Source organism: Cellulosimicrobium funkei (assembly GCF_001019615.1).
Classification (GTDB): Bacteria; Actinomycetota; Actinomycetes; order Actinomycetales; family Cellulomonadaceae; genus Cellulosimicrobium; species Cellulosimicrobium cellulans_E.
Genome location: NZ_JNBQ01000002.1, coordinates 308,254 through 320,588, shown reverse-complemented (window position 1 = coordinate 320,588; position 12,335 = coordinate 308,254). Strand labels below are relative to the sequence as shown.

The 12,335-nt window shown below is 73.3% G+C and carries 7 protein-coding genes; 6 read left to right on the top strand and 1 reads right to left on the bottom strand.

Going from position 1 to position 12,335, the window contains the following annotated elements:
* Positions 1-75 precede the first annotated feature (75 nt).
* On the top strand, positions 76-1,305 hold the full coding sequence (locus FB00_RS03850) for an ROK family transcriptional regulator (RefSeq protein WP_231581699.1): 1,230 nt from the start codon (positions 76-78) through the stop codon (positions 1,303-1,305).
* Between the two features lie 260 nt (positions 1,306-1,565).
* Here FB00_RS03850 and FB00_RS03845 read toward each other — a convergent pair whose 3' ends face one another.
* Entirely contained in the window at positions 1,566-2,633 is a 1,068-nt protein-coding gene (locus FB00_RS03845; protein ID WP_231581698.1) for a LacI family DNA-binding transcriptional regulator, read from the bottom strand.
* Between the two features lie 175 nt (positions 2,634-2,808).
* On the opposite strand from FB00_RS03845, the gene FB00_RS03840 reads away from it, so the two are divergent.
* The 5 genes from FB00_RS03840 to FB00_RS03820 all read left to right on the top strand — a co-directional run bounded on the left by FB00_RS03840 (position 2,809) and on the right by FB00_RS03820 (position 12,159).
* Positions 2,809-3,747, top strand: coding sequence for a carbohydrate ABC transporter permease (locus FB00_RS03840; protein ID WP_047231491.1), 939 nt, complete (start codon positions 2,809-2,811; stop codon positions 3,745-3,747).
* Between the two features lie 2 nt (positions 3,748-3,749).
* Positions 3,750-4,706, top strand: coding sequence for a carbohydrate ABC transporter permease (locus tag FB00_RS03835; RefSeq protein ID WP_047231490.1), 957 nt, complete (start codon positions 3,750-3,752; stop codon positions 4,704-4,706).
* An 87-nt stretch (positions 4,707-4,793) separates the two neighbouring features.
* Positions 4,794-6,131: an ABC transporter substrate-binding protein gene (locus FB00_RS03830; protein WP_047231489.1), complete on the top strand. Its 1,338-nt coding sequence runs from the start codon at positions 4,794-4,796 to the stop codon at positions 6,129-6,131.
* A 137-nt stretch (positions 6,132-6,268) separates the two neighbouring features.
* Positions 6,269-8,422 (top strand): beta-galactosidase, encoded by a 2,154-nt coding sequence (locus FB00_RS03825; RefSeq protein WP_082140950.1) that lies wholly within the window; start codon positions 6,269-6,271, stop codon positions 8,420-8,422.
* 134 nt (positions 8,423-8,556) lie between these two features.
* Complete coding sequence (locus tag FB00_RS03820) at positions 8,557-12,159, top strand: Ig-like domain-containing protein (protein WP_231581697.1); 3,603 nt, start codon at positions 8,557-8,559, stop codon at positions 12,157-12,159.
* The last annotated feature ends 176 nt before the right edge of the window (positions 12,160-12,335 follow it).

Below are 12,335 nucleotides of genomic sequence, written 5' to 3'. Positions count from 1 at the left end.
ACGCGGTCCTCGCGTCGACGGCCTATTTTTGTCTTACGGATGAACTTATCCGCCCGGGTCGGTAAGGTCAAGACCGTGAACCGCAGCGTCGCGACCCGCACGGGTCCCCCAGCAGCACGGCAGGCCACGCTGCGCGAGCACAACCTCGCCCTCGTCGCCCGCGCGGTCTTCGAGTCCGCCCACCCCTGCTCGCGCGCCGACATCGCCGCGGCGAGCGGCCTCACGCGCGCGACCGTCTCGACCCTCGTGGACCGGCTCGTCGCCGCGGGCATCGTCGCCGAGCTCCCTCCCGCGACCCCGCAGCGCGCCGGACGGCCCGCCGTCCCCCTCGCGCCCGCGCCGCACTCGCTCGTCGGGCTCGGCCTCGAGGTGAACGTCGACTACCTCGGCGGCCGCGTGCTCGACCTCACCGGCGCCGTCGTCGCCGAGCACGTCGACCCGGACGACCTGCACGACAGCGATCCCGCCGAGGTGCTCGCCCGGCTCGGTCGCATCGCGCAGGACCTCCTCGCGACGGTCCGCGACGACGGCATGACCGTCGCCGGAGCGCGCCTCGCCCTGCCCGGCCTCGTCGACACGCGCGCCGGACGGCTCGAGGTCGCGCCCAACCTCGGCTGGTCCCACCTCGACCCCGTCCGCCTCCTCGGCCTCGACCCGGACGTCCCCGTCGAGATCGGCAACGAGGCCAAGCTCGCCGCGCTCGCCCAGGCGAGCCGCGGCGTCGTGCCCGACGACGCGACCGCGCCCGCACCGTCCACCTACCTCTACGTGTCGGGCGACGTCGGCATCGGCTCCGCGATCGTCGTCGACCGCCGGCTCTTCCACGGCCGCCACGGCTGGACCGGCGAGGTCGGGCACGTCGTCGTGGACCCGCGCGGGCCGCGCTGCCGCTGCGGCGCGACCGGCTGCCTCGAGCAGTACGCGGGCAAGGACGCGCTCCTGCGCGGTGCGGGCCTGCCGGTCGACGCCCCCACCGAGACGCTCGTCGCCGCGCTCGACGCCGCGGAGCCCGCCGCGCTCGCCGTCGTCGAGCAGGCCGGGACCGCGCTCGGCAGCGCGCTCGCCGACTACGTGAACCTCGTCGACATCGACACCGTGCTGCTCGGCGGCATCTACCCCGCGCTCCTGCCTTACCTGCGCGGCGCGGCCGAGGCCGAGCTGCGCACGCGCGTCCTCGCCGCCCCGTGGACGGACGTCGTCCTGCTCCCCGCCCCGGTCGGCGACCACGCGGCCCTCACCGGCGGCGCGCGCGAGGTCCTGCGCGGCGTCGTCGAGGACCCGAGCGCCTGGGTCGCCGACGACTGACCCTCCGCCGAGCCAGAACGCTGCCCGCCCCGCGCGGCATGGGCGAACAGACACCGCCGGCAGTCGCCCGGGTGAGCGACTACCAGGGCAAGACGGCGCAGGGCGGGGTGGGTGGTGGTGCCGCGTCGTGGCGGGCCTGGCGGGAGCCGCGAGGAACGAGCGGCGGATGGTAGACGCGGCACCACCACCCACCCCGACCACCCAGGCCAGCCACACGCCGTCGGGCACAGGAACCACGGCTCTACCTCGCGGCCGGGGTTCTACCCCGGGGGCGGGGCGGTGCTCGCGCGCTCGACGAGGCGGGTCGGGACCAGGCGGGTGCCGGTCTCGTAGACGCCCTCGCGGACCTGTCGGAGCACCTGCTCGACGAGCCGGCGCCCGACCTCGGCGAAGTCTTGGTGGACCGTCGTGAGCGGGGGCAGGAACTCGCTGGACTCGGGCAGGTCGTCGAACCCGACGACGCTCACGTCCTGCGGCACGCGCCGGCCCGCGTCGTGCAGGGCACGCACGAGCCCGAGGGCCATCTGGTCGTTGGCGGCGAACACGGCCGTCACGTCGTCACGCTGCGCGAGGCGGAGCCCTGCCTCGTAGCCGGACGAGGGCGACCAGTCGCCCCGCTCGATCGGCGGCACCTCGCGCCCGGCCTCCTCGAGCGTCGCGCGCCACGCGGAGGTGCGGCGCTCCGCGGCGAACGAGAGCGCGGGCCCGGCGAGGTGGTGCACCGTCTCGTGGCCGAGGTCGAGCAGGTGCTGCACGGCCTGGCGCGTGCCGTCGGCCTGGTCGGTGTCCACGACGGCGTAGCTCTCACCGGCGTCGGAGTCGGCGACGACGACCTGGACGCCGGGCGGCAGGCTGACCCGCGCGACGTCGAGGAGGTGGACCTCCATGAGCAGGATGATCGCGTCGACGGCGAGCTCGCCCAGGCGCGTGAACGCGCCGTGCACGCCGTCCTGCGTCGGCGCGGCGACGGGGATGACGGTGATGGCGTAGCCCTCGGCGGCGGCGGACGTCGCGATGGCCTCGAGCGTGCGGACGTTGCCCGTGGTCGCGAGCGAGAAGAGGATCACGCCGATCGTGCGGAAGGAGCCGCTCTTGAGCGCGCGGGCGGCGCTGTTGGGACGGTAGCCGAGCTCGGTCATGGCCTCGAGCACGCGCGAGCGCGTCGCCTCGACGACGCCCGGGTGGCCGTTGGAGACGCGGGAGACGGTCTGCGCGGAGACCCCGGCGACGCGTGCGACGTCGGCCATCGAGACGCGCCGTGCCGTGCGGACGGCAGCTCCCCCGGTGCGCGTCAGGGCGGGGGTCTCGTCGTCGAGCCCGTCGGTCATGGCTTCCTCGTCCTCGTGGTGTCGGCACAGTACCTGGGCCGGACCGACATCGTGGCCGGTCACGGACCAGCGTAGGCGATGTTTGCGTAAACACCGAACCTCGTGCCATGCTCATGTTTACGCAAACACCGGCGACGACCGACGTCGCCGTCCCCCGATGACGAGGACCCCCAGCATGACGACGACGTCCCCACCCGTGGCAGGGCACCGGCCACCGGTCGGCGCTCCTTCGTCCCTCCCGGCCCGGCGCCGACGGCGCTCGTGGACCGGATGGGGCTTCGTGGGGCCGTTCATGGCGGTCTTCGCGCTCGTGTTCCTCGCGCCGATCGCCTACTCGATCTACCTCAGCCTGTTCCGGACCCAGATGGTCGGCGGCACCCAGTTCGTCGGGTTCGAGAACTACGCGCGCGCCTTCTCCGACCCGCAGTTCTGGTCGGGCGTGTCGCGCGTCGGGCTGTTCCTCGTGGTCCAGGTGCCGATCATGCTCGGCATCGCCCTGCTCGTCGCCCTCGCGATCGACTCGGGCCGGCTCTACGGGCGCAACTTCTTCCGCATCTCGATCTTCCTCCCCTACGCCGTCCCGGCCGTCGTCGCGACGCTCATGTGGGGGTTCATGTACGGGACGCGGTTCGGCCTCGTCGCCAACATCAACGACGCGCTCGGCACGGCGATCCCCAACCCGCTCTCCCCCGACTGGGTGCTGCTGTCGATCGGCAACATCGTGACCTGGGAGTTCGTGGGCTACAACATGCTCATCTTCTACTCGGCGCTACGCGTGGTTCCCACGTCGCTCTACGAGGCGGCCGAGCTCGACGGCGCGTCCCAGTGGCAGGTCGTGCGGGCCATCAAGATCCCCGCGATCCGCGGCTCGCTGGTCATCGCCACGATCTTCTCGATCATCGGCTCGTTCCAGCTCTTCAACGAGCCCAGCATCCTCCAGAGCGTCGCGCCGAACGCCATCACGACGTACTTCACCCCGAACCTGTACGCGTACTCGCTGTCCTTCTCCGGCCAGCAGTACAACTACTCGGCGACCGTCGCCATCATCATGGGCGTCCTCACGATGATCGTGGCCTACGTCGTCCAGCTGCGCGGCATGCGCAAGGAGGCCTGACGATGACCGCCACGACCCCCTCGACCCCGGCGGTCCCCGCCGCGTCCCGCACGACGACGAGCGCCACGACGCGCAAGCCCGTGCGCCTGCGCTCACGCGCCCCGCACAGCGTGGCCCGCCCGCGCCGCAGCGTCCTGATGACCGTCCTCACCGGGATCGTCCTGCTCTACGCGCTCGTGCCGCTGTTCTGGCTCGTCGTCAACGCGTCCAAGACGCAGTCGAGCCTGTTCTCCTCGTTCGGGCTCTGGTTCAGCGGCGACTTCGCGCTGTTCGACAACATCGCGCGCACGCTCACCTACGACGGCGGCATCTTCGGCCGTTGGTTCGCCAACACGCTGCTGTACGTCGTGCTCGGGGCGGGCGGCGCGACCTTCCTCGCCGTGCTCGGCGGGTACGCGCTCGCCAAGTTCGACTTCCCGGGCAAGCGCGGCGTCTTCGCGACCGTCATCGGCGCGGTCGCCGTCCCGGGCACTGCGCTCGCCGTCCCGACCTTCCTCATGTTCAGCCAGATGGGCCTGACGAACACCCCGTGGGCCGTCATCATCCCGTCGCTCATCTCGCCGTTCGGCCTCTACCTCATGTGGGTCTTCGCGGCCGAGTCGATCCCGACGGAGCTGCTCGAGGCCGCGCGCATGGACGGCTCGAGCGAGGGCCGCACGTTCTTCCAGGTCTCCCTGCCGCTGCTCGCTCCGGGGATCGTCACGGTCCTGCTCTTCACCATGGTCGCGACCTGGAACAACTACTTCCTGCCGCTGATCATGCTCAAGGACCCCGACTGGTACCCGCTGACGCTCGGCCTCAACGCGTGGAACGCGCAGGCCGCGACCGCCGGGGGCGAGGCGATCTTCGACCTCGTGATCACCGGCTCGCTGCTGACGATCCTCCCGCTCGTCGCCGCCTTCCTGCTGCTCCAGCGCTACTGGCAGTCCGGCCTCGCGGCCGGGTCCGTCAAGGAGTGACGCGCCCCCGCGTCGTCTCCACGCCCTGCACCACCCCAGACACCCACCCCGCCCGATCCGTCTGACGACGAAGTGAGAGGAACCCTCATGTCCATCCGCACCACCCGCGCCCTGCGCGCCGTCGCCGCCACCGGCGTCGTCGCGCTCGCCCTGGCCGCCTGCAGCTCCGGAGGCAACGACTCCGGCGCGGACGCCGGCTCGGCCGACGACGTCGCGGCGGCTCTCGAGGAGGGCGGCAGCCTCACGGTGTGGGCCTGGGAGCCCACGCTCGAGCAGGTCGTCACCGACTTCGAGGCGAAGTACCCGAACGTCGACGTCGAGCTCGTCAACGCCGGCACCGGCAACGACCAGTACACGGCGCTCCAGAACGCGATCGCGGCCGGCAAGGGCGTGCCCGACGTCGCCCAGGTCGAGTACTACGCGCTCCCGCAGTTCGCGCTCTCGGACGCCGTCGCCGACCTGTCCTCCTTCGGCGCCGACGAGCTCGACGGGACGTTCACGCCCGGCCCGTGGAGCGCGGTCCAGCAGGGCGAGGGCATCTACGGCCTGCCCATGGACTCCGGCCCCATGGCCCTCTTCTACAACGAGGAGGTCTTCACGCAGCACGGCATCGAGGTGCCGACGACGTGGGACGGCTTCGTCGAGGCGGCGCGCGCCCTGCACGCGGCCGACCCGAACGTCTACATCACCAACGACACGGGCGACGCGGGCTTCACGACGTCGCTCATCTGGCAGGCCGGCGGCCAGCCGTTCCAGGTCGACGGCACCGACGTGACGATCGACCTCGCGGACGAGGGCAGCACGAAGTTCGCGGAGACGTGGCAGACGCTCATCGACGAGGACCTGCTCGCGCCGGTCAGCTCGTGGAGCGACGAGTGGTACCAGGGCCTCGGCAACGGCACGATCGCGACGCTCGCGATCGGCGCCTGGATGCCCGCGAACCTCGAGTCGGGCGTGCCCGACGGCGCCGGCAAGTGGCGCGTCGCCCCGCTCCCGCAGTGGGAGGAGGGCGCGTCCGCGAGCGCCGAGAACGGCGGCTCGGCACTGTCCGTCCCGGCCGCGAGCACGAACCAGGCGCTCGCCTACGGCTTCCTCGAGTACGCGAACGCGGGCGACGGCGTGCAGGCGCGCGTCGACGGCGGCGCGTTCCCGGCCACGACGGCCGAGCTCGGGTCGGACGAGTTCCAGGGCTACGAGTCCGAGTACTTCGGCGGCCAGAAGATCAACGAGGTCCTCGCGCAGTCGGCGTCCGACGTCGTCGAGGGCTGGTCGTACCTGCCGTTCCAGGTCTACGCGAACTCGATCTTCAACGACACGGTCGGCCAGGCGTACGTCTCGGGCACGACTCTCGCCGACGGTCTGAAGGCCTGGCAGGACGCGTCCGCGAAGTACGGCACGGAGCAGGGCTTCACCGTCAACGAGTGACCTGATCCCGCCGGGCGCCTGCCGGGGTGCCCGGCCGCCCCCACGGTCGCGTGGTCGTGCCTCCCGGCACGACCACGCGGCCCCCACCGGCGGCGCACCGCGTCGTCCACCGCTCTGCGAGCATCTGAGGAGCCTGCATGTCCACCCCCACCCCGTTCCGCTGGCTGCGCCGTCCCGGGCCGCACACGCCGCCGGGAACGACGGCCGCGGCCGTCGGAGCGACCGACGCGTACGCGCCGTCGGGCCTGTCCTACGGCGCGGACTACAACCCGGACCAGTGGCCGCGCGAGGTCTGGGACGAGGACGTGCGCCTCATGCGCGAGGCGGGCGTGACGGTGGTCTCGCTCGCGATCTTCTCGTGGGCGCGGATCCAGCCGACGGAGCACACGTGGGACTTCGCGTGGCTCGACGAGATCATGGACCTGCTTCACGCGAACGGCATCACCGTCGACCTCGCGACGGCGACGGCCTCGCCGCCGCCGTGGCTCACGACCAAGCACCCGGAGATCCTGCCGCAGACGCGTACCGGCGAGACGCTGTGGCCCGGCGCGCGCCAGCAGTGGCGCCCGACGTCGCCGATCTTCCGGTCGCACGCGCTGCACCTCGTGGAGCGCATGGCCGAGCGGTACGGGAACCACCCGGCGCTCGTGGCCTGGCACGTCTCCAACGAATTGGGCTGCCACAACGTCGACGACTTCTCCGACGACGCCGCCGCGGCCTTCCGCGCGTGGCTGCGCGAGCGCTACACGACCCTCGACGCGCTGAACGACGCGTGGGGCACGGCGTTCTGGTCGCAGCGGTACAGCGCGTGGGAGCAGATCCTGCCGCCGCGCCTCGCGGCGTCGCACCCGAACCCGACGCAGCAGCTCGACTTCAAGCGCTTCTCGTCCGACGCGCTGCGGCAGTACCTGCGCGCGGAGGCCGAGATCCTGCGCCGCATCACGCCCGACGTCCCCGTGACCACGAACTTCATGGTCATGGGCGAGACGAAGGGCATGGACTACGCCGCCTGGGCGGACGAGCTCGACTTCGTGTCCAACGACCACTACGTGCTCCCCGGGCCGCAGGCCCTGGACGAGCTGTCGTTCTCCGCGAACCTCACGGGCGGCATCGCCCGGCACAAGCCGTGGTTCCTCATGGAGCACTCGACGAGCGCGGTGAACTGGCAGCCCGTCAACGTCGCGAAGAAGCCGGGCGAGCTCGCGCGCGACTCGCTCACGCACGTCGCGCACGGCGCCGACGCGGTCTGCTACTTCCAGTGGCGCCAGTCCGCGGCGGGCGCCGAGAAGTACCACTCGGGGATGCTCCCGCACGCGGGCGAGCGCTCGCGGCTCTTCCGCGACGTCGTCGCGCTCGGCGCGACGCTGCGCGACCTCGCGCCCGTCGCGGGGAGCGAGCAGAAACCCGCGCGCGCCGCGATCGTCTTCGACTGGGACTCGTGGTGGACGAGCGAGCTCGACTCCCACCCCACGGACCGGCTGCGCTACCGGCAGGAGGCGCTCGACTGGTACTCGGCGTTCCTCGCGCTCGGCGTGCGCGCCGACGTCGTGCCGACGGCCACGGACCTCGCGGGGTACGACGTCGTCGTGGCGCCCGTGCTGCACGTCGTCCCGGCCGACCTGCGCGACCGTCTCACGGCGTTCGTCGAGGGCGGCGGCCACCTCGTGACGACGTACTTCTCGGGCGTCGTCGACCAGGACGACCACGCGTGGCTCGGCGGCTACCCGGGCGCGCTGCGTGACCTGCTCGGCATCCGCGTCGAGGAGTTCGCGCCGCTGCTGGACGGCGAGAGCGCGACGGTCGAGGTCGCGGGCGAGCAGCTCGAGGGCACGCTGTGGACCGAGCCGGTCGACGTCGTCGACCCCGACGTCGAGGTGCTGGGCTGGTACAAGACCGGCGAGCAGTCCGGGCGCGCCGCGGTGACGCGCCGCACGGTCCGGGGCGGGGAGAGCGCCGGCTCCGCCGCATACGTCTCCACGCGGTTCGGCCGCCTCGGCCTCGTCCCCGTGCTCGCGCGCCTGCTCGACGACGCGGGCGTGCGCAGCGAGCTGCCCGCGGGCGTGCGCGGCGACGTCGAGCTCGCCGTGCGTACGGACGGGACCGACGACTTCTGGTTCCTCGTCAACCGCACGGCGCGTCCGGTCGAGGTGCCCGACGTCGCGGGCGACGTCCTCGCCGGCCGCCGCCTCGCGCCGTCGGGCGCTGGCTCCCCGGAGACCGGCGCGCTCCTGCTCGAGCCGCGCGGCGTCGCCGTGGTACGACGCCCGGCCGAACCGACCCCGCCGAGGTAGAGCCCCGGTACCACGAGGTAGAGGCCCGGTAGGCCGAGACCGCGCCTCTACCTCGGCAGAACAGACCCCGCGGGAACGACCCGCACCCGGTGCACCCCGCCGGTTCGCAGCGACGCGAAGGAGGTGGCTCAGGGATGAGCCTGACCGACACCGACACGACCATGCGGGGTGGACCACCCGGTCCTCGCCGCACGAGCAGCCCGGGCGGTCGGGCCGTCCACGGGACGAGCGCGCGGCTGGTGGCAGGCCTCGGCGCCGGGGCGCTGGTCGCGGGCTGCGCGCTCGCGGCCCTGCCCGCGCAGGCCTCGCCCCTGGGCGCGGTCGCCGCGGCCGGCACGACGGCGGCCGCGGCCGACGTCGCGGGCGTCACCGTGACGCCCGACCCGTCGTACGCGGGCGCGCCGTTCGAGGGCTGGGGCACGAGCCTGGTGTGGTTCGCCAACGCGACGGGCGGCTACCCGGACGAGATCCGCGACCGGCTCGCGGACATGGTGTTCGGCGACGAGGGCCTCAACCTCAACATCGCGCGCTACAACGTCGGCGGCGGGAACGCCCCCGACGTGCCGGACTACCTGCGCGCCGGAGGCGCGGTCGACGGCTGGTGGAAGGCGCCCGAGGGCACGACGCGCACCGACGTGGACTGGTGGGACCCCGAGAACCCGGACCACTGGGACGAGGACGCCGACGCGACGCAGCGCTGGTGGGTCGACCGCATCAAGGACGACGTCACGCACTGGGAGACGTTCAGCAACTCCCCGCCGTGGTTCATGACCGTGAGCGGGTACGTCTCGGGCGGGTTCAGCTCGACCGCGGACCAGCTCAAGACGGACAGCATCGACGACTTCGCGGCCTACCTGGTCGGCGTGACCGAGCGCCTCGAGGACGCGCACGGCATCGAGGTCGACACGATCGACCCGTTCAACGAGCCCAACACCAACTACTGGGGCACGCAGCTCGGCGCCGACGGCAACCCCACCGGGGGCCGCCAGGAGGGCGCCCACATGGGCCCCGCGCTCCAGGCGAAGGTCGTCCCGGCGCTCGCCGCGGCGCTCGAAGGCTCCTCGACCGACGCCGTGGTCTCGGCGATGGACGAGACGAACCCCGGCACGTTCGCGACCAACTGGAACGCGTACCCGCAGGCGGTCCGCGACCAGGTGTCGCAGCTCAACGTCCACACCTACGGCACGGGCCAGCGCACGACGGTCCGCGACATCGCCAAGGGCGAGGACAAGCCGCTGTGGATGAGCGAGGTCGGCGGCAACTGGAGCTCGACGGGCCAGGACTTCGAGACCATGGAGTCCGGCCTCGGCAGCGCGCAGCACATCGTCGACGACCTGCGCGAGCTCGAGCCGAGCGCGTGGGTGTTCTGGCAGCCGGTCGAGGACTACGCCAACATGGCGCCCGGCGGCGAGAGCGCGAACGGCATGAACTGGGGCGAGATCCAGATCCCGTTCGACTGCACCGCCGAGGACACGCTCGAGACGTGCCCGATCTACACGAACACGAAGTACTGGGCGACCCAGAACTTCACGCACTACATCGAGCCGGGCGACTCGCTGATCCGCTCGGACGACGCCAGCAGCACGGCCGCGGTGTCGGCCGACGGCACGTCCGCGACGGTCGTGCACGTCAACGCCACGAAGGGCGAGCGCGCCGTGACGCTCGACCTGTCGAAGTTCGGTGCGGTCGGGTCCGATGCGACCGTCACCCCCGTGGTCACGAGCACGGCCGGCTACCTCGTCGAGGGCGAGCCGGTGGACGTCACGACGGGTGCGGACGGCCCCAGCGCGACGCTCGTCGTGCCGGCCGAGTCCGTGACGACGCTCGTCGTCGACGGCGTCTCCGGCGTCGCGGACGACGCCGCGCTCGTCCAGGACGGGCACGCCTACCGTCTCGACGGCGTGCAGGCGGACCGCTCGCTCGCGCCGTCGGCGTCGGGCACGGGCGTCGTGATCCGCACCGACGCGCCGGTCGCGGAGCAGGCGTGGGAGCTCACGGCGCTCGGCGCGCCCGAGGGCTCCGGCACGCACCGCACGCGCTACGCCGTGACGAACGCGGCCACGGGCCGCCAGCTCGCGGTCGCGGCCGACACGTCCGCCGTCCTCCAGGACCCGCCCACCGACGTCGCGGACACCCCGCTCGCCGCCCAGTGGATCCTCTCGACGACCGGCGACGGCACCTTCACGCTCGTCAGCGCGTCCTCGAAGACCCTCCTCGAGGTCGGCGGCCAGGCGACGGCCGACGGGTCCCCCGTGGGCACGTACCTCGCGAACTCGGGTGTGAACCAGCGCTGGCGGATCGTCGACGAGACGGTCCTCGGCATCGAGCCGGTCGAGGCGTTCACGGCGCCGGGCACCGCGCCCGAGCTCCCCGCGACCGTCACGCCCGTCTACCGCGACGGGGCGCGCGGCGCGCTCCCCGTGACGTGGGACGTGCCGGACGACGACGCGTGGGCCGAGCCCGGCACCGTCGAGGTGACGGGCACCGTGGTCGCGCCGACCGGCGGCGAGGTCGCCGCGACGGCGACCGTCGTCGTCGACGAGCTCACGTCCACGCTCCCCGCGCGCGCCAAGGCGTACGCGGGCGGTACCCCGGCCCTGCCCGCGACCGTCACGGCGGTCGCCGCGGGCGGCGCGGAGGTCCAGCGCCCGGTGGTCTGGGACGACGCCCCCGCGGGCGCGTACGACGCCGTCGGGGTCGTCGAGCTCACGGGCACGGCAGACGCCGGGGCGGGCGCCACGCTCCCGGCCACCGTCCGCGTCCAGGTCACCGAGGCCGCGTCCGCCAACGGCGCGCTCGCAGCGGGCACGACCGCGAGCGCGACGTTCACCGAGCCGGGCTACGCCGTCGGGGGCGTCGTCAACGGCAACCTCACGGACAAGGCCTGGTCGAACTGGGTGTCCGGCACCAAGCGGTCGTCCGACACGCTCGCCGTCACGCTCCCCGCCGACCGCGACGTCACCGGCGTCGTGACGCGGTTCTGGAAGGACGGGTCCAGCGCGAGCTGGGCGCAGTCCGTCCGGCTCCAGGCCCTCGTGGGCGGCACGTGGACCGACGTCGGCGCGCCCGTCCCGGTGGACGCGTCGCCGGACGGCCCGGCGCCCGCGGTCGAGATCCCCGCGGACGTCCGGACCTCGTCCGTGCGCGTCGTCCTCACGGCGCGGGCGAACACCCACCTGGTCGTCTCCGAGATCGAGGTCCTCGCCAAGGTGCCCGGCACGGGGACCGACGCCACGGCGTCGGGCATCACCCTGGCCGGCGAGCCCCTCACCGGGTTCGACCCGGCCGTCACGGCATACGACGTGCCCGTCGCGGGCGGGGTGCCCGCCGTCGAGGCGGCCGCGCACGACCCGTACGCCACGGTCGCGGTCCAGGCCGCCGACGCCGTGCCCGGCACGACGACGGTGCGCGTCACCGCCGAGGACGGGACGGAGCAGGCGTACGAGCTGCGCTGGACGGCAGACGCCGGCACGGCGCCGGTGACGGCCGTCGCCGAGACGCGGTGCCTGGCCGGCAAGGTCTACGTCGCGGTCCGCGCCACGAACGACGGCGACGCGCCGCTCGACGTGACGCTCGCGACGCCGTACGGCACGCGGACGTTCACGGGCGTCGCCCGGGGCGCGAGCGCGTACCAGTCGTTCGCGTCGCGCGCGGCATCCGTCCCCGCCGGGACGGCCGTCGTGACGGTCGACGGGTTCGAGCCCGTCGAGGTCGCGTTCGACGCGCGTACCTGCTGAGCCGTCCGGCCCCGCCACGGGCCCGGTCGACGTCGTCCGCGACGTCGTCCGGGCCCGTCGCCGTCCGGCGGGACCGGCACCGGGCCCGGGTCCGACCAGAAGAGATCCGCGCCACGCGGCGGATCGCAGAGCGAGCGTCGGCAGGTCCGCGTACCGTGTCCCGGGTGCCCGGCACG

Excerpts from the sequence above, each read along its gene's own strand:
- FB00_RS03825 (WP_082140950.1), top strand. The coding sequence starts at position 6,269 with ATGTCCACCCCCACCCCGTTCCGCTGGCTGCGCCGTCCCGGGCCGCAC.
- FB00_RS03830 (WP_047231489.1), top strand. The coding sequence starts at position 4,794 with ATGTCCATCCGCACCACCCGCGCCCTGCGCGCCGTCGCCGCCACCGGC.
- FB00_RS03840 (WP_047231491.1), top strand. The coding sequence starts at position 2,809 with ATGACGACGACGTCCCCACCCGTGGCAGGGCACCGGCCACCGGTCGGC.
- FB00_RS03820 (WP_231581697.1), top strand. The coding sequence starts at position 8,557 with ATGAGCCTGACCGACACCGACACGACCATGCGGGGTGGACCACCCGGT.
- FB00_RS03845 (WP_231581698.1), bottom strand. The coding sequence starts at position 2,633 with ATGACCGACGGGCTCGACGACGAGACCCCCGCCCTGACGCGCACCGGG.
- FB00_RS03835 (WP_047231490.1), top strand. The coding sequence starts at position 3,750 with ATGACCGCCACGACCCCCTCGACCCCGGCGGTCCCCGCCGCGTCCCGC.